The 21,367-nt window shown below is 67.5% G+C and carries 15 protein-coding genes; 9 read left to right on the top strand and 6 right to left on the bottom strand.

The window, feature by feature from the left end; genetic code table 11:
* Nucleotides 1-140 precede the first annotated feature (140 nt).
* Entirely contained in the window at nt 141-1,505 is a 1,365-nt protein-coding gene (locus ABE522_RS12230) for a glutamate--cysteine ligase (RefSeq protein WP_346591915.1), read from the bottom strand.
* Between the two features lie 173 nt (nt 1,506-1,678).
* Between ABE522_RS12230 and ABE522_RS12235 the strand changes: the two genes are divergently transcribed.
* Both ABE522_RS12235 and ABE522_RS12240 read left to right on the top strand, forming a co-directional pair.
* Nucleotides 1,679-2,506 carry a helix-turn-helix transcriptional regulator gene (locus ABE522_RS12235; protein WP_406846350.1) on the top strand — a complete coding sequence of 276 codons (828 nt, stop codon included), beginning with the start codon at nt 1,679-1,681 and terminating at the stop codon, nt 2,504-2,506.
* A gap of 340 nt (nt 2,507-2,846) precedes the next feature.
* A complete protein-coding gene (locus ABE522_RS12240) occupies nt 2,847-3,818 on the top strand; it encodes an MBL fold metallo-hydrolase (protein ID WP_346591917.1) in 972 nt (323 codons plus the stop codon).
* Between the two features lie 86 nt (nt 3,819-3,904).
* Here the strand turns inward: ABE522_RS12240 and yihA are convergent, their stop codons facing one another.
* Complete coding sequence (gene yihA / locus ABE522_RS12245; RefSeq protein WP_042614138.1) at nt 3,905-4,504, bottom strand: ribosome biogenesis GTP-binding protein YihA/YsxC; 600 nt, start codon at nt 4,502-4,504, stop codon at nt 3,905-3,907.
* Between the two features lie 124 nt (nt 4,505-4,628).
* On the opposite strand from yihA, the gene ABE522_RS12250 reads away from it, so the two are divergent.
* From ABE522_RS12250 to fhuE, 5 genes are all read left to right on the top strand, one after another.
* The gene (locus ABE522_RS12250) at nt 4,629-5,426 is read left to right on the top strand and encodes a c-type cytochrome (protein WP_346591918.1); all 798 of its coding nucleotides are present in this window, start codon (nt 4,629-4,631) and stop codon (nt 5,424-5,426) included.
* Between the two features lie 102 nt (nt 5,427-5,528).
* A complete protein-coding gene (locus tag ABE522_RS12255; RefSeq protein ID WP_346591919.1) occupies nt 5,529-6,176 on the top strand; it encodes a thiol:disulfide interchange protein DsbA/DsbL in 648 nt (215 codons plus the stop codon).
* A 100-nt stretch (nt 6,177-6,276) separates the two neighbouring features.
* Nucleotides 6,277-7,098: a thiol:disulfide interchange protein DsbA/DsbL gene (locus tag ABE522_RS12260; RefSeq protein ID WP_346591920.1), complete on the top strand. Its 822-nt coding sequence runs from the start codon at nt 6,277-6,279 to the stop codon at nt 7,096-7,098.
* A 52-nt stretch (nt 7,099-7,150) separates the two neighbouring features.
* Nucleotides 7,151-7,888, top strand: a complete 738-nt coding sequence (locus ABE522_RS12265) for an endonuclease/exonuclease/phosphatase family protein (protein ID WP_346591947.1) — start codon at nt 7,151-7,153, stop codon at nt 7,886-7,888.
* A gap of 234 nt (nt 7,889-8,122) precedes the next feature.
* On the top strand, nt 8,123-10,282 hold the full coding sequence (gene fhuE / locus ABE522_RS12270; protein ID WP_346591921.1) for a ferric-rhodotorulic acid/ferric-coprogen receptor FhuE: 2,160 nt from the start codon (nt 8,123-8,125) through the stop codon (nt 10,280-10,282).
* A 77-nt stretch (nt 10,283-10,359) separates the two neighbouring features.
* Here the strand turns inward: fhuE and ABE522_RS12275 are convergent, their stop codons facing one another.
* Nucleotides 10,360-13,233: a TonB-dependent receptor gene (locus ABE522_RS12275; RefSeq protein WP_406846351.1), complete on the bottom strand. Its 2,874-nt coding sequence runs from the start codon at nt 13,231-13,233 to the stop codon at nt 10,360-10,362.
* A gap of 211 nt (nt 13,234-13,444) precedes the next feature.
* Between ABE522_RS12275 and ABE522_RS12280 the strand changes: the two genes are divergently transcribed.
* Both ABE522_RS12280 and ABE522_RS12285 read left to right on the top strand, forming a co-directional pair.
* Complete coding sequence (locus ABE522_RS12280) at nt 13,445-15,421, top strand: transglycosylase SLT domain-containing protein (RefSeq protein WP_346591922.1); 1,977 nt, start codon at nt 13,445-13,447, stop codon at nt 15,419-15,421.
* A gap of 144 nt (nt 15,422-15,565) precedes the next feature.
* A complete protein-coding gene (locus ABE522_RS12285) occupies nt 15,566-16,786 on the top strand; it encodes a multifunctional CCA addition/repair protein (protein WP_346591923.1) in 1,221 nt (406 codons plus the stop codon).
* 24 nt (nt 16,787-16,810) lie between these two features.
* Here ABE522_RS12285 and ABE522_RS12290 read toward each other — a convergent pair whose 3' ends face one another.
* The 3 genes from ABE522_RS12290 to ABE522_RS12300 all read right to left on the bottom strand — a co-directional run bounded on the left by ABE522_RS12290 (nt 16,811) and on the right by ABE522_RS12300 (nt 21,355).
* The gene (locus tag ABE522_RS12290; RefSeq protein ID WP_042614147.1) at nt 16,811-17,245 is read right to left on the bottom strand and encodes an SseB family protein; all 435 of its coding nucleotides are present in this window, start codon (nt 17,243-17,245) and stop codon (nt 16,811-16,813) included.
* A gap of 102 nt (nt 17,246-17,347) precedes the next feature.
* The gene (locus ABE522_RS12295) at nt 17,348-18,385 is read right to left on the bottom strand and encodes a S41 family peptidase (protein WP_346591924.1); all 1,038 of its coding nucleotides are present in this window, start codon (nt 18,383-18,385) and stop codon (nt 17,348-17,350) included.
* 138 nt (nt 18,386-18,523) lie between these two features.
* Complete coding sequence (locus tag ABE522_RS12300; RefSeq protein ID WP_346591925.1) at nt 18,524-21,355, bottom strand: autotransporter outer membrane beta-barrel domain-containing protein; 2,832 nt, start codon at nt 21,353-21,355, stop codon at nt 18,524-18,526.
* Nucleotides 21,356-21,367: the final 12 nt, after the last annotated feature.

A 21,367-nucleotide genomic window follows, 5' to 3' on the forward strand; every position in this document is an offset into this window, starting at 1 on the left:
CCATGGATGGCGCGAAACGAGGCCCGCAGGAGCGGCTTCTGCCGTCCCCCACCAACCCCTCCCGTCCGGCCCAATCCCGGAACGCGGCTTTACGCGACCCACCACGAGGGGCCCAGCCGTTCGCTGAAACAATCAGTCGATCAGTACGCGAATTCGCGGAACACGTGGTCCACGTCGCCATTCCAGCGCCCATGGAACAGCGCCAGCTTGCGCTCGGCCGGGGTCAGGCCGGACTCGACGATTTCCTGCAGCACGTCCAGGTAATGGCTTTCGTCCATGCCGTCTGCGTTCAACGCAGCGCGGCGCTTCAGGCCGCCCACCGCGATCTTCACCGCCTCGCGCGAAAGATCACGCACCGTGCCGTTGCGGAACGGCAGGTTCATCGCATGCCTGGGCACGCCATCGCGCAGCGCGTGGCGCTCGACCAGGGTGAAATCACGCACCAGGTCCCAGGCTGCATCCAGGGCCTCATCGTCATACAGCAGGCCCACCCAGAACGCCGGCAGCGCGCACAGGCGGCTCCACGGGCCACCGTCGGCGCCGCGCATTTCCAGGTACTTCTTCAACCGCACTTCCGGGAAGGCGGTGGTCATGTGGTCGGCCCAGTCGGTCAGGGTCGGCAGCTGGCCCGGCAGCACCGGAAGCCTGCCGGCCATGAAATCGCGGAAGCTCTGGCCGCTGGCATCGTGGTACACGCCATCGCGATAAGAGAAATACATCGGCACATCGAGCAGGTAATCCACGTAGCGCTCGTAACCGAAGCCGTCCTCGAACACGAAATCGAGCATGCCGGTGCGGTCGGCATCGGTGTCGGTCCAGATGTGCGAGCGGTAGCTGAGGTAGCCGTTCGGCTTGCCTTCGGTGAACGGCGAATCGGCGAACAGCGCGGTGGCGATCGGCTGCAGCGCCAGCGACACGCGGAACTTCTTCACCATGTCCGCTTCGGACGCGTAATCCAGGTTGACCTGCACCGTGCAGGTGCGGGTCATCATGTCCAGGCCGAGCGAACCGACCTTGGGCATGTAGTGCTTCATGATCTGGTAGCGGCCCTTCGGCATCCACGGCATCTCATCGCGCTTCCACTTCGGCTGGAAGCCCATGCCGAGGAAGCCCAGCTGCAACTCACCAGCCACCTGGGCCACTTCGTTGAGATGGGTGCCGGTTTCCACGCAGGTGTGGTGGATGGTTTCCACCGCCGCGCCGGACAATTCCAGCTGGCCAGCCGGTTCCAGCGTCACCGACGCACCATCGCGCAGCAGGGCGATGGTGCGGCCTTTTTCCTGCACCGCTTCCCAGCCGAACCGCTGCAGGCCCTGCAGCAGGGCTTCGATACCGCGATCACCGTCGAAGGTGGGCGCACGCAGGTCGTCCAGCCGGAAGCCGAATTTTTCATGCTCGGTACCGATGCGCCAGGCGGCGCGGGGCTTCTCTCCCGAGGCGATCACCTCCACCAGCTGCGAACGGTCAGTGATGGGCGTCTGCGCGACGTGGCTGGGACTCGACAAGGGACAGGCTCGCTGGTGGGGTGGCGGATGGAATGGGGCTGCGGCCCCGTCATCACAAGGGCGCACTATAGCGTGAGGCCTGCCCGCGTCACGCCCCCGTGACGGACTTCAGCATCCCACCCGCGGGGGCTTGACCCCCGTACACTGGAGGGATGACGTTCGTCCCGCCCGCCATGGCCGATTCCGACACCGCCAGCGTACTGGCCGACATGGCCAGCCTCGCCCACTGCGCGCGGGCCGAAGGCTATGCCTGCGTCACCGCCCTGCGCGAGCACGGCGCACGCTCGGTGGAGATCCCCCAGCCGCAGTTCGCGATCCTGCTGGAAGGCGAAAAGCGCGTACGCACGGCGACCCAGTCCCTGCATTTCGCGCCCGGCGATATCTTCCTGATCAGCCGTCGCTGCCGCATCGATGTGGTCAACCTGCCCGACGCACAGTGCGGGCGCTATACCAGCGCCGTGGTGCCGTTCTGCAGCGAAGCGCTGGCTGCCGCACGCACCTTGTGGAACGAGCCCCTGCCCGCCGCCGGTGAGGCGCTGGCACGTCTGCCGTTGGACGCGCACGGTGCGCTGCTGCGACGCTGGCGGCAGGCGCTGCAGGATGGTCATTACAGCGAGGCGCGGCTGGCCCTCGCCAGCTTCGCCATCACCCTGGCCCGGCAGGGCCATGGCAGCCTGCTGCTGGCGCCGCAGCCGACGCTGTCTGAACAGGTGCGCGACCGACTGGCTGCGGAGCCGGCGCGTGACTGGCAATCCCACGATGTGGAAGCCGCGCTGGCCATCAGCGGGGCGACCCTGCGACGCCGGTTGTCCAGCGAAGGAACGAGTCTGCGCCAGCTGCTGACCGAAGCGCGGCTGGCCCACGCGATGGGCCTTCTGTACACCACCTCGCTGCCGCTGAAATCGGTCGCCGCGCGGGTGGGCTATCGCTCGCTGCCGAGCTTCAGCAAGCGCTTCGTCGAGCGCTACGGCTTGTTGCCCGCCGATATCGGGCGGGCCTGAAGCGCGGCGTGTGCCGGTAGCGACCGGTAGCGCCGAAGGCCGCGGCAGGAGCCGCTGCCAACGTCGCTTGCGACGGCCCGAAGGGTGCCGGTCAGGAAGACCGGCATAGCCATGCTCGGCGAGCGCAGCGGAAGCAGAAGCGTGACGACCAACGGTCGTCACCCACCAAAACCAACGGTCATCACCCACCAGGAGCACCAGCACAAGCTCACGGCCAGCGGCCGTCACTACCGGGACGGGCGCCGCGGAGCGCCATGCGCACCAGCTTGAGCACTTCGCACCGACGTGCCACGCGACGATGGGGCCAGCGGAATGTCCCGCGCAACCAAGCCGAACCGCCATGTCCCTGCAACGCCCCGCGCTGGCCAGCGCCCTGCTTTTCACCCTGTGCGCCTCGCCCCTGGCCGCCCTGGCCAGCCCCCATGCGGCGGCCCGCACCAATCAGGTCCCCGGCGTCTACCACCAGCGGATCGGCGCCCTGCAGGTCACCGCGCTGTTCGATGGCGTCGTGGCGTTGGGCCGCAAAGCGCTGGTCGGGGTCGACCCGGACGTCGTCACCCGCGCCCTGCAGGACCGCTACGTGCCGGAAAGTCCGAAGGGCCTGCAGACGGCAGTGAACGCCTTCCTGATCCGCGAAGGCGACCACCTGACCCTGGTCGACGCCGGTACCGCACAGTGCTTCGGCCCCGGGCTGGGCCAGGTGCTGGCCAACCTGCGCGCGGCCGGCGTGGATCCGGCCGAGGTGGATGATGTCCTGCTCACCCATGCCCACCCGGACCACCTGTGCGGCATCGTCGATGCGCACGGGGCGATCGCCTATCCCAACGCCACGGTCTGGTTGTCCAAGGCCGACGCGGACTACTGGCTGGACCCGGCCAGCGACGCCACCGCGCCGCAGGGCGTGCGCTTCGCCTTCGCGCTGGCGCGCAGCGCTGCCGCGCCCTACCAGGCCGACAACCGCCTGCGCACCTTCGCCCCCGGCGACGCCCTGCCTGGCCATGCGATCGCACTGGATACGCACGGCCACACCCCCGGGCACGTCTCGTTCCGCTTCGACAGCCAAGGCCAGTCACTGCTGGTGTGGGGCGACGTGCTGCATTACCACGCGGTGCAGTTCGCCCATCCGCAGGCATCGTTCGAAGCCGACAGCGACCGGCGCGCAGCGATCCACAGCCGCACGGCGATGCTGGCGCAGGCCACGCAGGGAAAATGGTGGGTAGCCGGCGCGCACCTGCCGTTCCCCGGGCTGGGCCACGTGCGCGGCGAAGGGGAAGCGTATGCGTGGGTGCCAGCGGAATATTCGCCGCTTTGACCAGTAGCGATCCGGTAGGGACGGCCGCTGGCCGTCCTCCTTCCCAACGCCGATGACGGCCAGCGGCCGTCACTACCGCGCCGGGGTCAGAGACCCAGCCAGCCGCCGATGATGCCGCGTGCTTCGTCCACGCCCAGCCGGCTTTCGCCGGAGAACACCTGCACGCCGACGGTATCGCCGAAGGCCTCGTGCAGTTCTTTCTTGACCTTGTTCAACGAGATCATCTGCTGGCTGCGGCTGAGCTTGTCGGCCTTGGTCAGCAACGCATGCGCCGGCAGGCCGCGCTGCACCGCATAGGACAGCATCTGCCGGTCGTATTCCTTCAGCGGATGGCGGATGTCCATCACCACCACCAGGCCGCGCAGGGCCTGCCGGGTGCGGAAGTACTGGTCGATGAAGGCCTGCCAGTGCGCCTGCAGGTCCAGCGGCACCTTGGCATAGCCGTAACCCGGCAGATCCACCAAGTGCGCTTCGGGGGTGACCCGGAAGAACACCAGCTGCTGGGTACGACCGGGGGTCTTGGACACACGGGCCAGCGCGTTCTGGCGGGTAAGGGCGTTCAGGGCACTGGACTTGCCGGCGTTGGAGCGGCCGGCAAACGCCACTTCGGCACCTTCATCAGGCGGCAGCTGCCGCATGTTGTGGGCCGAAACGAAGTAGTGCGCGCGTTCGATGAGAAGAGACATGGCGCATAGGATCGCATGTTGCGCTGCCGCGCGCCCGACCATTGTTTGACCGTGCCATGAACCGGCGTTGATAATCCGGCGTATCCGGGCGGAGGGCCTGGCCGGACCAGAACGGAGCTTTAGCATGCGCCACGCTCGCGTTATTGCCGTTTCCGCTGTCGCCATATCCATCCTGGGCGCTGCCGCCTGGGCGCAGACCCGCATCACCCCGCTGCCGGACAACGGCCCGATCCAGACCGCATCGCTGGAAATCGACTTCAGCAAGACCCAGTGGGGCGATGCCAAGGCCGGCCAGGCCAAGGCTGCCGCCTGCGCGGCCTGCCATGGCGCCGATGGCAACGCGAGCATCGAGATGTATCCGCGCATCGCCGGCCAGAGCGAACGCTATTCCGCCCAGCAGATGGCACTGATCGCCACCGGGCAGCGCACCTCGGGCGCGGCGGTCGCCATGGTGCCCTTCGTCAAGGATCTCACTGCACAGGACATGCGGGATATCGGCGCGTTCTTCGCTACCCAGAAGGGCGCCGCAGGGATCGCCGATGACACCGCCGTCGCCGATGGCCCCTATAAAGGCCTGAAATTCTACGAGATAGGCCAGCAGCTGTATCGCGGTGGCGACGCGGCGCGCGGCCTGCCGGCCTGCATGGCCTGCCACGGCCCGACCGGCGCCGGCAACCCCGGCCCGGCCTATCCGCACATCGGCGGCCAGCACGCCAGCTATGTGTCCCGTCGCCTGCAGGAGTACCAGGCCGGCCGCACCGGGGAGACGGACAAGGCCCACTTCCAGATCATGGCCAGCGTGGCATCCAAGCTCACCGAGCAGGAAATCCAGGCGCTGGGCAGTTACCTGCAGGGCCTGCACGACCGCGCCGACGATGTCGCCGCGCAGGCCACCGCAACGGCGCCGATCGCCGCTCCCTGACCACCGTCGATCGCCTGCGGTATCCCCCGCGCGCGCTGGCTGAGGTATGTTCATCTCCGCGCCGGCACCCGCCGGCGACTGTTTTCATGGAGATGCGTGTCGATGAGGTTGATTCCCCGTCTGTTGCTGTCCCTGCTGGCGTTGCTGCCGCTGGCCCTGTCCGCCGCGCCCGCCGCGTCCGACCTGCAGGAAGGTCGCGATTACGAGCGCATCGCCCAGCCCGGCCCGTTCCAGCCGCTGGCCGGCAAGATCGAAGTCGTCGAAGTGTTCGGCTACACCTGCTCGCACTGCGCGCACTTCGAACCGCAGCTGGTCGCGTGGACCGCCAAGCTGCCCAGCGACGTCCGCTTCACTGCCGTCCCCGCTGCCTTCGGCGGCCCCTGGGATGCCTGGGCCACCGCCTACTACGCCGCTGACCAGCTGGGCATCGCCAAGCGCAGCCATGGCGCGGTGTTCAAGGCCCTGCACGAAGACCGGAGCCTGCCGATGCAGAACGTGTCGGCCGAAGAACTGGCGACCTTCTACACGCAGTACGGCGTCACCGAGGCGGCCTACGTGACCGCGCTGAAGAGCGAAGCGGTACAGGCCAAGGTCACCGCCGCGCGCGATTTCGCCCGCCGCACCCGGATTCCTGGCACCCCGAGCCTGGTCATCAACGGCCAGTTCCTGGTCAAGGGCAACAGTGCCGAAGACCAGTTGCGCATCGCTTCGGCGTTGATCGCACAGGCCCGCTCCGGCAAGGCCCGCTGAACCACGCGCCATCCACACGCGGTGCCCATGCGCCTGCGTGTCATCATTCGTTCCTGGCCGACGCCCGACGCCGGCCTCAACCATTGCTGGAGAAGCTTTGATGAAGACCCGTTTCGCCCTCACCCTGCTGGCCCTGCTGCCTGTCCTCGCCGCCTGCAAGGCCGACGACGGCACCGCCAATGTCGCCGCACCGGCCGAAGCCACCCCGGCCGCCGAGACCGCCCCGGCAGCGGATGCCGCCGCACCGGCCACCAGTGAACAGGCTGCCGGCACCGAGCAGGCGGCGGGCAGCGAAGCCGCACCGGCGGCGGCCAACGACGCCCCGATGCGCCTGACCGGCCCGGAACCGGTGGCCGGCACCGACTACGTGGTGATCGAGAACGGCCAGCCGTTCCAGCCGGTGGCCGGCAAGGTCGAAGTGGTCGAGATCTTCGGCTACGTCTGCCCGGCCTGCGCCGCGTTCCAGCCGCTGGTGGGCCCGTGGAAGGCCGGCCTGCCGGGTGATGTGAACTTCATCTACGTGCCGGCCATGTTCGGCGGCACCTGGGATGACTATGCCCGTGCGTTCTATGCCGCGCAGACCTTGGGCGTCCAGGAAAAGACCCATGAAGCCGTCTATGCCGCGATCCACGCCGAGCAGACCCTGAAGGGCGAGCGCGGCCGCGATTCGGTCGACGATATCGCTGCTTTCTACGGCAAGCATGGCGTGGATGCCAAGCAGTTCAGCGCGGCCATGAGCAGCTTCGCGGTCAACGCCAAGACCAATGCAGCCAAGCAGTTCGCCCAGCGCAGCAAGATCTCCGGCACGCCGTCGCTGATCATCAACGGCAAGTACCTGGTGAAGGGCAATTCGTTCCCGGACTACCTGCGCATCGCCGACCACCTGATCGCGCGTGAGCGTGCGGCCAAGGCCGGCAACTGATCCCGGACAAGCGCATCCCGTCGTGAATTCCCCCACATCACGCACCCTGCGCCTGCTGACGGCCAACATCCAGGCCGGCTCGAGCACCCGCCGTTACAGCGACTACGTGACCCGCAGCTGGTCACATGCGCTGCCGGCGGGTCGCAAGCGCAGCAGCCTGGATGCGATCGCCACGCTGGCCCGCGGGCACGACATCGTCGGCCTGCAGGAAGCCGACCCGGGCAGCCTGCGCTCGGGTTTCACCAACCAGACCCACTACCTGGCCGAACGCGCCGGCTTCAATTACTGGAGCCACCAGCCGAACCGGCGCATGGGCGGGGTGGCCTCGTCGGCCAACGGCCTGCTGAGCCGTCTGGAGCCGGTGGAAGTGCAGGACCATGCCCTGCCCGGCCGGATCGGCGGGCGCGGCGTGCTGCTGGCCAAGTTCGGCGATGGTGCCGAGGGGCTGGCGGTGGCGGTGGCGCACCTGTCACTGGGTGCGGGCTCGCGGTTGTCGCAGCTTTCTTTCATCGCCGACATGTTGTCCGACCACCCCAACGCGGTGCTGATGGGCGACTTCAACTGCCTGGCCGAACGGCCGGAAATGCAGGTGCTGTACCAGAAGACCACCCTGCAGCCTCCGGGCTGCGTGGTGCCCACCTTCCCCAGCTGGCGCCCGGACCGGGCCATCGACCACATCCTGGTCAGCAGCAACCTGCAGCAACGCAGCATCGAAGCCGTCCCGGCGGCGTTCTCCGATCACCTGGCCCTGGCCATGTCGATCGACGTCCCGGCCAGCGCCCTGCGCTGAAAAAGGGGACGGAGGGGATTAAGTCGTTTTCAGCCAAGCAAGCGAGCCGAAAACGACTTAATCCCCTCCGTCCCCTTTTTACGCCATTGATGATGCGAATCAGTCCCATTATCATAGTGTGATCGTGATCGCACAGGATGGTGCGGGCGCGCCTAGCTCTCCCCACTTCCCGCTCCGTCTGGCCACCAGGGATCCCCGGCCAGGCGCCTGTAGCGACCTGCCTGGTTGATGCCAATGACCCGTCCCGCCCCCCTCGCCCTGCGCCGCCTGCCGCAGGCCCTGATGGTTGCGCTGTGCAGCCTGGCTGCCACAGCTGCGTTCGCGCAGGACACCGACACGCCCGATGGCAGCGCCGCCACCACGCTGGATGGCATCGTGGTCAAGGGTGAGCGCGCCGAAGGGTATTCGGTCCGCCGTACCTCGGCCGGCACGCGCTTCGACCTGGCCCCGCGCGAGATCCCGCAGTCGATCAGCATCATCAGCCACCAGCGCATCGAGGACCAGAACCTCGACGACATCATCGACGTGCTGGCCAACACCACCGGCGTCAGCAGCACCCAGTCCGATACCGAGCGCACCGAGTTCTACGCGCGCGGCTTCTACATCGACAGCTACCAGTTCGATGGCCTGCCCACCCAGATGGTGCAGAACTGGAGCTACGGCGATTCCGGCCTGGACCTGGCCCTGTACGACCGCGTTGAAGTGGTTCGCGGCGCGACCGGCCTGCTGAGCGGCGCCGGCAATCCGTCGGCTTCGGTGAACCTGATCCGCAAGCACGCCGACAGCGCCGAACTGACCGGCAACGTGTCGGTCAACGTCGGCAGTTGGGGCCGCACCCGCAGCACCGTGGACGTGACCACGCCGCTGAACGCCAGTGGCTCGGTGCGCGCGCGCGTGATCGGCAGCTACCTCGACACCGAATCACAGATGGACCGCTACAACCAGCACAAGACGCTGGGCTATGCGGTCATCGATGCCGACCTGACCCCGGACACCCAGCTCAGCGTGGGCTACGACTACCAGCAGAAGCGCGCCAACGGCGCGACCTGGGGCGGCTTCCCGATGCTGTTCTCCGATGGCAGCCCGACGCCGTTCGACGAAACGTTCAGCGCCAACCCGGGCTGGACCTACTGGGACACCACCAGCAAGCGTCTGTTCGCCACGCTGGAACACGCCTTCGCCAACGACTGGAAGGTCAAGCTCGGCGCGACGCACGACACCACCAAGGCCGACGACAAGCTGTTCTACCCGGCCTACAACGACTGGACCACCGGCGCCTCGCTGCTGGACAGGAACACCGGCGCCGGCGTTTCGCCCTCGGCCGGTTTCTACAACACCGAGCGCAAGGTCAACGCGGTGGACGGCTTCGTGGAAGGTCCGTTCCAGCTGTTCGGCCGCGAGCACCAGTTCATGGCCGGCCTGAGCTACAACAAGCGCGAGTTCGCCAACTACGGCGACTACCAGGTAGGCTGGGCGCCGCTGGACAACTACCTGGCCGGCGTGGGCAACTTCCCGGAGCCGAACTGGGCCGCCACCCTGCCGTTGCAGAGCGAAGGCACCATCACCCAGAAGGCCGGCTATGCCGCCACCCGCCTGTCGCTGGCCGATCCGCTCAAGCTGATCCTCGGCGCGCGTTACACCGACTGGGAGAGCACTGGCGAAGGGGCCGACCGCTCGCACAAAGTCACTACGCCGTACGCGGGCCTGGTCTTCGACATCAACGACACGTACTCCACCTACGCCAGCTACACCGAGATCTTCCAGCCGCAGACCGCGCGCGACCGCAGCGGTAGCTACCTGGATCCGGTGGACGGCAAGAGCTACGAGATCGGCGTCAAGGGTGCGTGGTTCGACAATCGCCTGAACGCCTCGGTCGCGGCCTTCCGCATCGAACAGGACAACGTGGCGCAGGTCACCAGCGAGCCGATCCCCAGTCGGCCGGGCGAGTTTGCCTACGTCGCCGCGCGCGGCACGGTCAGCCGTGGTTTCGAGTTCGAGCTCAACGGTGAGCTGGCCCCAGGCTGGAATGCCACCTTCGGTGCGTCGCGCTACGTGGCCAAGGACATCAACGACGCCAACATCAACACCAACCTGCCGCAGACCACGATCAAGCTGTTCACCAGCTACACCCCGCAGTCGCTGACCGCACTGACGGTCGGCGGTGGTGCCAACTGGCAGAACGGCATCTACTACCCGGTGCCGGCTTACGGCCGCATCGAGCAGGACGGCTACGCGCTGGTCAGTGCCTTCGTGCGCTACCGCCTCTCGCCGGAGTTCAGCGTGCAGGCCAACCTCAACAACCTGCTGGACAAGCAGTACTTCTCGCAGATCAACGGCTACGGCGCGTATGGCGATGGGCGTAACGGCTCGCTGACGTTCACCTACAACTTCTGAGTCTGGCAAGTGACGACCAACGGTCGTCACCCACCGATGCAGGCAGGTGCGGATCGAAAGATCCGCCCCTGCCTGCATCAGAAGCGCAGGTCCGCGCGTGCGTACCAGTAACGACCACGCGGGATGTCATACGTGGACGCGTCGTAGCCGTTCAACGAGCACGACAGGCAGATCGGCGGATCCTTGTCGAACACGTTGTTCAAGCCCAGGCTCAGCTGCAGGCCCTTCATCCAGTCGACCTTGTAGCCCACCTGCATGTCATGGAAGGTGGTGGCGGCCAGCTTGTTGGTACCCGCGACCTGGTCACTGCAGATCGGGAACGCGGAGGCATCGCCGCACTCTTCAGTAAGCTCGGAAATGTGCCGCACCGTCCACGAGGCATTCCAGTTGTCCAGCGCCCACGACACGCTGGCATTGCTGGTCCATTCCGGGATTGAACTATCGGCCACTTCCACGCCCGGTTCCTGCGGCTGGCGCTGGCCGGCCGCGCCGAGTGCCTCGTAACGGCCAACGAAGGTGTTCTGCCAGCCCAGCTTGAACTGACCGATGTCGGTCTGCGGCAGGGTGTAGAACAGGTCCACGTCCCAGCCATCGGTCTTGATCGAACCCAGGTTGGTCAGGCGGTTGTTGAAGCCGCTGATCGCACCGGTGTTGGCGCGGGTGATGCCGTTGCAGTACAGCGGGTCCAGCGAATCCACGCACAGGTCCAGCTGGGTCTGCGCGTTGATGGCCTGGATGGCGCCCTCGATGGTATGGCGGTAGAACGTCACCTCCACGTCGAAGCGCTCGGACCATTCGGTGTTGTTGGCGAACCAGGGACTCCACACGAAGCCGGCACTGAAGCTGCGCGAGTGCTCCGGATCCAGCTCGATGTTGCCGCCGGTGGTGACCGATATCTGCGAGTTGGCCGACTGGAACCCGGTCGGCACCCCGAGCGCGGCGCAGTTGGCTGCATTGCCGCGCGGTGCATCGCCGCCCAGGCCGATCGAGCACGGATCGAAGAGCTCCAGATCGCCACGCGCAGCCGAACCGTACAGTTCCCCGATGGACGGTGCACGGAAGCCTTCGGCATAACTGGTGCGCAGCACGAAATCATCGGTCACCTGCCAGCGCAGGCCGTACTTCGGCGTGAACTCTCCACCGAAGGTGGAATAGTCCGAGTAACGTCCGGCCAGGCTCAGGTCCAGCTTTTCGCCGAGCGCACTCTTGGCGAAGATCGGGATGCTCAGCTCCAGGTAGGCTTCGTTGACGTCGTAGGAACCGGACGTCGGCAGTGACGGGACCCCGTTGTAATGGCCGATCACGGTCAGCGGATCGGGCTGATAGGAACCCTCGTACTTGCGGTACTCGTAGCCCGTGGCGAACGCCACCGGGCCGGCAGGCAGGGTGAACAGCTCGCTGGAGAGGTTGGCAGTGAACAGGCTCAGCTCGTTCTGGCTGCGGTCGCGTACCACCGGCTGGATCCACTGCAGCATGGCAGGGGTGATGCTGCCTTCCCCACTGAAGATATCCAGCGGAACGCACCCGGGAGTGGCCGCACAGATCGCCGGATCGCCGAGCGCAAGATTTACGTTGTAGATGTTGTAGCTGCCGTAGTTGGTCTGCTCAGCCTTGTTCTTGCTGTACATGCCATTGACGTCCCAGAACCAGCTGCGGTCCGCCGCCTCGAAGTCACCGACCAGGCCGGTTGCAAAGTAGCTGGTAGTGACCTCCTGCTCGAACACGCGCGCACCGCCCTCCACCGGGCGACGGCCAATGAACTGCAGGTTGTCAGAGGAAATCAGATCGAAGCCGAACGGGTTGTAGGGATTCAATGCCGAGACGGTGATGTTGTCCGCCAGCGCGTTGCCAGTACCCGCATTGGGGCCCAGCCCCAGTGGCTCCGGCGCCGCCTGGTTGGTCGATTCACGTCGGTTGCCCAGCGCCTTCACATACCACTGCATGTTGTCGGTGATGTCGAAGCGGAACTGACCAAAGATGCCCTTGCGCTCAGAGGGCGTCAGCAGCAGGTTGTACTGCGCGTAGTTGAATCGATCGGCGCTGGTGAAGCAGTGGTAATCATCCGTGCGGCTGCAGCCAGCGCTGCCATCGTAGGTGGGCGTACCCGAGCCCACGTTCGGGACCAGATCCTGCGCCGCCCCGGTGTTGGGATCAACGAACTGGAAGCGCCCCTGCGGAATGCTGCCACTGCCGAACGACAACCCTGTGCCCGGTTTCGGCAAGCGTGACTGGTCGCGCGTATTCGCATACACCGGATCCTGCTTGGTATAGCTGGCGCCCAGGAACAGGCTGTAGCGATCACCCTGGGTGCCCCAGGCCAGGTCGATGCCCTTCTGCGCGCCATCGCCCTTGCTGTACTCGCCGTAGTTCATCGTCACCTGGGCGCCATCGAAATTGCGGCGGGTGATGATGTTGACCACGCCGGCAATTGCATCGGAGCCGTACAGCGACGAGGCGCCGTCTTCCAGCACTTCGATGCGTTCGACGATGGCCAGCGGGATGGTGTTGAGGTCGGTCGCCGAGCCGACACCGGAGGCGGACGATTCGTTGACCCAGCGGATGCCATCGACCAGCACCAGCACGCGCTTGGCGCCCAGATGGCGCAGGTCGACCTGCGCCGAGCCGGCACCCACGCCGCTGCCATCGGGCGGGAAGCCGAAATTGCCGGACGAGTTGAACTTGGCATTCAACGCCGAGCCGGAACCGGTGAGCTGCTGCAGCACTTCGCCGATGGAGGTCAGGCCGGTGCGTTCGATTTCAGTGCGGGTGAGGGTCTGGATTGGCAGGTGGCCTTCGACCTCGGCACGCTTGATGCGCGACCCGGTCACTTCAACACGATCCAGGTCAGTGGCGACACGGGGCGCGTCCTGTGCCATGACGTTGACGGACGACATCAGGCCGACGCACAGGGATACAGCGACCGCCAAGGGGCGGCAATGCAGGTTGTTCATTCGCTTCTCTCTCTCCAGATGGGCGTGCTAATCAACTGCGGAAATCACACAGCGTCCTAGTTGTAAACAACTTGTAAAACATACGGCGTGACCTGCTCCTCGCTTTCACCCGGGCTGCACAAAGCCGAATTGGGGATGCGCGATAGCTGCAAAGGACCCCGCGCGCTCGCGTGAACAGCGGAATTCAGGCGTCAGCAGCTATGCTCCCCGCATGACTCGACACTCTCGCCCTGCCCTGTCCCTGCTTGCCGCCGCTGTGCTGTCCTGCGCCGCGCCAAGCGTCTCTGCCCTGTCCTCCGATGCCCAGCGCGCGCAGCTGAAAGCGGCCATCGCCGATGCCGAACGCGGCCAGTTCAATGCGGCCCAGGCCGGCACGCTCAGCCGCAATCCGGCGTACGGCTGGCTGGAATACGCCAACCTGCGACGCAACATCGAAACGGTCGGCAATGACCAGGCCCAGGCCTTCCTCAAGCGCTACGACGGCCAGGCCGTGGCCGCCACGTTCCGCAGCGTGTGGCTGCCGGCGGTCGCCCGCCGCCAGGACTGGTCGACCCTGCTGGCCAACTGGGCCCCGACCGAAAACGTCGGCCTGCGCTGTGCACAGCTGACCGCGCGCCAGGCCACCGGCAAGGCCGATGCGCAGTGGACGAGCGAGGCGCAGGACCTGTGGCGCAAGGCCGGCAAGTCGCTGCCCGATGGCTGCGATGCGGTGTTCGCCGTGTTGCAGGCGCAGGGCGGCATGACCGACGCATTGCGCTGGGAGCGCGTGGACGCCGCCGCCGATGCCGGACAGCCGGCAGTGATGCGCAGCGCCGCGCGTGGCCTGCCCGCGGCCGACCTCGCCCTGGCCACCGATTACGCCGCCTTCGTCGATGCGCCCAGTGCCAAGGCCCTGAACTGGCCGCGCAACGAGCGCAGCCGCCGCATCGCCACCGATGGCCTGCAGAAGCTGGCCAAGGCCGATCCCGATGCCACCGAACAGCAGCTGCCGCAGTACGCGCAGGCGCTGGGCCTGAGCGCGGACCAGCAGGCCCAGGTGCGCTACCAGATCGCCCTATGGACCGTCGCCTCCTACCTGCCCGATTCGGCGCGCCGCCTGAATGCCGTGCCGGATTCGGCGTATGACGAGCGCCTGCACGAATGGCGCGTGCGCGAAGCGATGTCGCGCGGTGACTGGCCGGCCACGCTGGCCGCGATCCGCAAGATGGGCCCGACCCAACGGGCGGACTCGCGCTGGACCTATTTCGAAGCCCGCATGCTGGAAAAGACCGGCCAGGCCGCGCAGGCCAGGCCGGTGTTCGCGCGCGCCGCCAGCTCGCCGACCTTCCATGGCTTCTTGGCCGCGGACAAGCTGGAACAGCCGTACATGCTGTGCCCGTGGAAGCCCAACGACAGTGCATCGGCGCGTGCCGCCGTCTCACGTGACCCTGCCATCGTGCGCGCCATGGAGCTGTACCGCATCGACCGCGCCAGCTGGGCAACGGCCGAATGGAACAGCGCGCTGGCGAAGTTCGACGACACCCAGCGCCGCCTGGCGGTGGAAGTGGCGCAGGAAAACGGCTGGTTCGATCGCGCGGTGTTCTCGCTGGGCAAGCAGCCGGACGAACAGCGGCTGTACCACCTGCGCTTCCCGTTGCACCACGATGGCAGCATCCGCCGGGAAGCCGCGCGCAATGCGATCGATCCGGCGTGGGTGGCTGCGGAAATCCGTGCCGAGAGCATCTTCAGCCCGAATGCCCGCTCGCCCGCCAACGCCATGGGCCTGATGCAGGTCCTGCCGACCACCGGCGCTGCGGTGGCCAGGAACATCGGGCTGACCAACTACGGTGGCGCAGCCAGCCTGTACGACCCGGACACCAACATCGCCATCGGCACCGCCTACCTGCGCCAGCTGATGAACAAATATGACGGCCTGCCCTACGTCACCATCGCCGCCTACAACGCCGGCCCCACGCCGACCGCGCGCTGGCAGACCCAGCGCCCGGGCTTTGATCCGGACCTGTGGATCGAGACCATCAGCTACAAGGAGACCCGCGAGTACGTGGCCCGCGTGCTGGCCTTCAGCGTGATCTACGATTGGCGCCTCAACGGCGATGCGCTGCCGCTGAGCGACCGCCTGATGGGCAAGCTGGTGGATAGCCGCAAGAAGTTCACCTGCACTGCCGCGGCGGGTGCCAAGGCGGACTGAGCTGCGGCCGGTAATGACGGCCAGCGGCCGTCACTACCGAAGGCGGGGTAGCGCCGAGCCATGCTCGGCGAGCGCAGGGCAGGCAGAAGCATGACGGCCAGCGGCCGTCACTACCTGAGGCAAACCCGCCGTATCATGGGCGGCATGAAGATCTATCTCGTCGGCGGCGCGGTGCGCGACCGCCTGCTGCAGCGCCCCGCCGGTGACCGCGACTGGATGGTGGTGGGCGCCACGCCCGCACAGATGGAGGCCCAGGGCTTCCGTGCGGTCGGCCGCGACTTCCCTGTCTTCCTGCATCCGGATACCGGCGAGGAATACGCGCTGGCACGCACCGAACGCAAATCCGGCCGCGGCTACCGCGGTTTCGTGGTCGATGCCGATCCGTCGGTCACGCTGGAAGAAGACCTGCAGCGCCGCGATTTCACCATCAACGCAATCGCCTGCGATGAAGACAGCGGCACCCTCGTCGATCCGTATGGCGGCGTCCGCGATATCGAAAACCGCGTGCTGCGCCACGTCGGCCCGGCCTTCGTTGAAGACCCCCTGCGGGTGCTGCGTGCGGCGCGTTTCATGGCCCGCTTCGCCCCGCTCGGCTTCACCATCGCCGATGAAACCATGGCACTCATGCGCGATGTCGCCGCCAGTGGCGAGCTCGACGCGCTGGTGCCCGAACGGGTGTGGCAGGAACTGCGCCGCGCCCTGGCATCGGAACGTCCCTCTGCGTTCCTGCGCACGCTGCACGATGCCCACGCGCTGGCGCCGATCCTGCCCGAGCTGGCCGCGCTGTACGGCGTGCCGCAGCGCGCGGAGTACCACCCGGAAGTGGATACCGGGGTGCACCAGGAAATGGTCAGCGACATGGCCGCGCGACTGGCGCCGGACGATGATCTGGTCGGCTTCGCCGCGCTCACCCATGACCTGGGCAAGGCGCTCACCCCACAGGAAGAATGGCCGCGCCACATCATGCACGAGCAGCGCGGGTTGAAGCCGCTGAAGGCGCTATGCGCGCGGTTGAAGGTACCGGCCGAGCACCAGCAGCTGGCCGAAGTGGTGTGCCGCGAGCACCTCAACGTGCACCGCATCGACGAGCTGCGCGATGCCACCGTGCTGGAGCTGCTGGGCCGCTGCGATGCCCTGCGGCGGCCGGAACGCATCGCCCGCATCGCGCTGTGCTGCGAAGCGGACAAGCGCGGCCGGCTCGGCTTCGAGGACAGCGACTACCCGCAGGGCGACACCCTCAAGCGCCTGCACCGCGCCGCGTTGTCCGTGCAGGCGCGTGACCTGGATACGACCCACCTGCAAGGCCCGGCGATCGGCCAGGCGCTGGCCAGGGCGCGCATCGCCGCGATTGCGGCGGCACGCTGAGCCGACGCCAGCCAGCAGCGATCCTCAGCGGGCTTCGCCGCGGGTGAACGCGTCGGCGCGCTGCTTCAACTGCACCACCGCATCGGGAATCATCTCCATGCCCAGGTCGAAACCGGGGTTGAGGACGATGCCGACGCCATCGGAAATCGCGCTCAGCAGCCAGCGCACTTCCACCTGCAGGGCGTTTTCGAACTGCGGCAACTGTTCACTCCACGCGCTGGCACGTTCAACGGCGGAGAAGATGGCGAACATCGGCTCGTCCGCTTCGCTGGTCAGCACCAGCGGATTGATCGACTCATCCCAGTCCGCGTCCGGGCCGACCGGCTTGTCCAGCAGCACGAACACCTGGTCGCCCAGCAGGCTGTCCAGGAAGGCCGGCGCCTGCAGGGTGCCGTCCTGCGCCTGCACCAGGCGCACTTCCAGATCGTTCAGCGGTTCAAAGGGGGCTTCGGCTTCCACGGTTACTCCTGGTTGCGTGCTGACACGCGTGATCGATACGGCGACTTTAACAGGCCGCGACGTTGTCATCCTGTGGACTGGCGCCGCCCCTCGCCGATGACCTCACCCGGCACGCGGGGCGGCCTTTGCCTGCGCCACGCAGCCGGGCTGCGAGAGCAGCCAGCGGCTGGCGGCAGTCACCGTGGCCGCCTCCCCCTCGGCGGGCTGGTCCGGCATGATCGGTCCGCCATCGCCCATGCCGTTGCGGTCGGCCATCAGCGTGTCGGTCAGCAGGAAAAGCGTGCCATCGGGCAGGCGGATGGAGGAGTTGGAGGTGGCAAACCCGGCCGTCGGCGCGCCAAAGCTGCGCGAGTCCGGACGCCCACGGAAGACCAGCGCAGTGGCTTCGCCGGAACTGGCGGTGCGTTCTCCCAGCAGCACGGCGACCGGCACACCCGGCTCACGCAGGCGATAACCGGATTGGCCGAACCCCAGCATGGGGCGGCCTTTCACCATCAGCGTGCCGTCGTGCGATTCCCACGGCACATTCGGTCCCGCGCCGCGCAGCATGCCAAGCACCTGGATGCCATCGCCGGGGATCCGCAACAGCGGCTCCACGCCCAGCAGCATCGGCCACATGTTGCCGCCGGTGTTGTTGCGCAGGTCGACGATCCAGCCGCAGCGCGGGCTGGAATCGGCATCGCGCACGCGTCGTTGCAGCTCCACCGCACGCTGCACCGACTGCCGTGCCTGCTCGGCCGGCGTGCTGGCCGGGGCCGGGGAAAAGCGATCGACCGCCACCCAGCCAAGCCGGCGATCCAGCGTGGCAGGCAGGCCGCCGCGCCCCATTGCGGTACCCGCACCAGGCACCGCGTCGAGCGGCGCGGGAAGCTGCACGGCGCCGGCGGCTACCCAGCGTCCATGGCCCTTCGAACTGCGCTGGATGGCGGCATCCAGCAAGGAGCGCACCCGTGCGGGATCGCCGTGCGCGCGGGCGATATCGGCGCGCACGGCCTTCCAGTCCACGGTCTCGCGGTACAGCGCCCGCTGTTCCATCAGGTCCAGCATTTTCGCCAGCGATTCGGCTGACGGAACGTCCACCGCCTGCGCTGCGGCAGGCACCAGCATCATCGCAACCACCCACGCACGCCTACCGGCCATCGCGCTACATCCATGTAGAGGAAGCCGGATGATACGTGAACGCAGGGCGGGACCGCGATGGCTGGGGGATCCCGCCGAGCAGGGCTCGGCGCTACCGATACGCCCATGGCAACGCCGGGCCGTGCCCGGCGGAATGCTTCACCAGTCGAAGCGCAGGCCGATGTTCCCCTCCACGCTCCTGCGTTCGCGGTTGCGGTCCTCCAGGTCCTGCGTGTAATCGGCCACCGCGTACGCGCTCACGTTGCGGTTGAAGCGCCCCACCACGCCCACGCCGACTTCCCACGCACTGGTCTCCTGCCCCGCCACGATGCGGTTGCTGCCGAAATCCACGCGGTTGTCGCGGTCCAGCGTCTTCCAGTAATCGAGCTTGAAGTATGGCTGCCAGCCGTTGTCGGCCAGCCCGTAATCGCCGGCCAGGCGCAGGCCGATGCGGCCGGTCCAGGCGTTGTCGGCATCGAAGCGGATCGCCGCCACCGCATCGGCCGCATCATCCAGCGACTGTCGCTGCCAGATGACCTGCAGCTGCGGTTCCAGCCACCACGACGACTGCCCGAGGCGCAGCAACGGCTTGCCTGCTTCCAGCGAGGCACTGGTGCCATCGCCGCGGACGTCGATGCCCAGCCCGCGGGTGGACCACGCCTGCCCGCGGTAACGGCTCTGCATCACCACCGCATCCAGGTAGCCGCCGGCGGTGCCGACGCCGGTCCAGCTCAGGCCCACGTGCTTGTCATCCAGCCGGGTCTGGCCCACGTGCACGTTCTCCCAGCCCAGCGCCAGACCGGTGATGCGTCCGGTGGCGCGGGTGCGGCCGACGAACACGCCCCACTCGTTGCGGAAGCTGCCGTCGTCGCTGGCGTGCAGATCGAGCCCGGCCTGCAGTCCCTGCAGGTCGCCATCGAAGCCGGTCAGCGCATCACCATTCCAGTGCTGCTCCTCGCTGCTGCCGATCAACCGGCCCCATGCAGCGCGTGCGACGCCCTCGCCCGCCAGCAGCCGCTGTTCGCCCTGGCGTTCGTGGAAGGTGCCCAGTGAGGCCTGCGATACGGTGCGCAGCAACGACGGCACCACCGTATAGGCCGGTGTTTCCAACCGGTAGATCGGGGTCACCGCGGCCTGCGACGGGCGTGCGCCGGGCGTCGGCGGGGTGGCCAGCGGGCCCGGCACCACGGCGACCTCATCGGGCACCGGTGGCGGCGTGGTGATCACCGGCGGTGCAACCGGCGCGGGCTCCGCTGGCGGCGCCGGCGGGGCCGGTTCGGGCGCGACCGGGTCCGGGTCCGGCGCACCCGGATCAACCGGAACATCCGGCGGCGGTGGCGGTGCCGGCGGCAACACCGGGGGCGGCGTGCCAAGGTCTTCCGGCAAGGCCGGCTCGGGCAGCGGTGGCGTGGTCGGCGGCGGTGCCGGCGCCGGATCCGCGCTGGCCACGATGGTCGAACGCAGATACCAGTTTTCGACCGTGCCGCCGCTGACCCCGCCCTTGAACAGGAAGTACTCGTAGGCGCCGGCAGCGACCGGCGAGAACAGCGCGAACGCATCCGCGCTGGTGGTGGCGCCGTTGCCCGCCTGCACCAGCAGGATGCCATCGGCGATCGTCGCCCCGCCGCCGCCGCCGGCGTTGATCACCCCGATGCCGGTGGTGCCGGTGCCGGCGCCGCCGGCGATCACCAGGCGGTCACTGGCCGAGCTGTCATCGCCCAGCACCGTGTCGAGGTACAGGCCACCGCCGTTGCCGCTGTAGTTGCCATTGATGGTGAACACATCGCCGGCCACATCATTGCTGCTCATGTCGATTCGGCCGGCATTGAGCACGCTGGCCAACGACCCGGCAGTGAACGCGGACACCCCGGTGGCCCCACTGGCAAACAAGGCACTGGTGGCGTCGATATCCAGCGTCCCGCTGGCGGTGCCCGCATCACCCAGCACCAGCGTGCCATCGAAGGTCATCTGGCTGTCGTCGGCCAGCGCGATGCGTTCCCAGCCGGTGTAGCGCGCTACCGCCGTGGTCTTGACGTTGTCCATCGCCAGCGCGTCGGTGCCGCTGCCGCCGTCCAGCCTCGGCACCGCGCCCAGGTGCGATTCGTTGAGGCTGGACAGCCGCGCGGTGTCGTCGCCCTCGCCCATGTCGATGAGGTCGTGCACCACCCCGCCGCCGCTCCAGTCCAGGGTGTCGTTGCCCACGCTCATGCGGATTTCGCCGCGCACCGTGCCGCCGGTGACGGTCACCCTGTCATCGCCGCCACTGACACTGATGTTGCCGCCGATGTAGCCATCGGACAGGATGATCGTGTCGCGGCCGAAGCCGGTGACCAGGTTGCCGTCGATGGTGCCGCCGGACATGTCGAACACGTTGTTGTCCAGCTTCATGTTGACCCGGCCGATGCGACCGCCGGTCATTTCCGCGTAATCGCCATCTTCGAACGCACCGACGATGCGACCGCCGGCCATGCGGAAGGAATCGAAGTTATCCCCCTGCAGCAGCGCGCCGATGCTGCCGCCACTGACCTGCAGGCTGTCGGCACCGTCGCCCTGGTCCAGCGAGGCCAGGCTGCCCGCACTGAGCACGGCGACATCATCCCCGCTGCCCTGCGTGGCCGCGCCTGCCACGGTGCCGCCCTGCAGTTCCAGCCGATCGTTGCCGGCGCCCTGCGCCAGCGTGCCGCCGATGCTGCCGCCGGTACGCAGGATGGCGGTGTCATTGCCGCCGCCCTGGGTGACATTGCCGATGATGGCCCCGGAGAGATCGACCAAGTCGTCACCGCCGCCCATGACCACGGCGTCGGCGTTGCCCACGTCGACCACCGCACCTGGCAGCAGTCGTACCGAGCCGCTGTCCGTGGCGTTGCTGCCGGTGCCCAGCGTGCTGGTCCACGGCGTGGGCGGGGTGGCATCGCAGACCGTGCTGGTGCCGGTGGTGATGCAGTCGGCACTGACGTTCAGGGTGGCCACCAGCAGCGCGGTGCCTGCCATGGCCCGCACGTG

The organism is Stenotrophomonas lacuserhaii (genome assembly GCF_039674585.1).
GTDB classification, from domain to species: Bacteria; Pseudomonadota; Gammaproteobacteria; order Xanthomonadales; family Xanthomonadaceae; genus Stenotrophomonas; species Stenotrophomonas pennii_A.

What these genes read in the sequence shown, in the direction of transcription:
- yihA (WP_042614138.1), bottom strand. Translation starts at nt 4,504, where the DNA reads ATGTCTCTTCTCATCGAACGCGCGCACTACTTCGTTTCGGCCCACAAC.
- ABE522_RS12280 (WP_346591922.1), top strand. Translation starts at nt 13,445, where the DNA reads ATGACTCGACACTCTCGCCCTGCCCTGTCCCTGCTTGCCGCCGCTGTG.
- ABE522_RS12260 (WP_346591920.1), top strand. Translation starts at nt 6,277, where the DNA reads ATGAAGACCCGTTTCGCCCTCACCCTGCTGGCCCTGCTGCCTGTCCTC.
- ABE522_RS12285 (WP_346591923.1), top strand. Translation starts at nt 15,566, where the DNA reads ATGAAGATCTATCTCGTCGGCGGCGCGGTGCGCGACCGCCTGCTGCAG.
- ABE522_RS12240 (WP_346591917.1), top strand. Translation starts at nt 2,847, where the DNA reads ATGTCCCTGCAACGCCCCGCGCTGGCCAGCGCCCTGCTTTTCACCCTG.
- ABE522_RS12250 (WP_346591918.1), top strand. Translation starts at nt 4,629, where the DNA reads ATGCGCCACGCTCGCGTTATTGCCGTTTCCGCTGTCGCCATATCCATC.
- ABE522_RS12295 (WP_346591924.1), bottom strand. Translation starts at nt 18,385, where the DNA reads ATGGCCGGTAGGCGTGCGTGGGTGGTTGCGATGATGCTGGTGCCTGCC.
- ABE522_RS12275 (WP_406846351.1), bottom strand. Translation starts at nt 13,233, where the DNA reads ATGAACAACCTGCATTGCCGCCCCTTGGCGGTCGCTGTATCCCTGTGC.
- ABE522_RS12255 (WP_346591919.1), top strand. Translation starts at nt 5,529, where the DNA reads ATGAGGTTGATTCCCCGTCTGTTGCTGTCCCTGCTGGCGTTGCTGCCG.
- fhuE (WP_346591921.1), top strand. Translation starts at nt 8,123, where the DNA reads ATGACCCGTCCCGCCCCCCTCGCCCTGCGCCGCCTGCCGCAGGCCCTG.
- ABE522_RS12300 (WP_346591925.1), bottom strand. Translation starts at nt 21,355, where the DNA reads ATGGCAGGCACCGCGCTGCTGGTGGCCACCCTGAACGTCAGTGCCGAC.
- ABE522_RS12235 (WP_406846350.1), top strand. Translation starts at nt 1,679, where the DNA reads ATGGCCGATTCCGACACCGCCAGCGTACTGGCCGACATGGCCAGCCTC.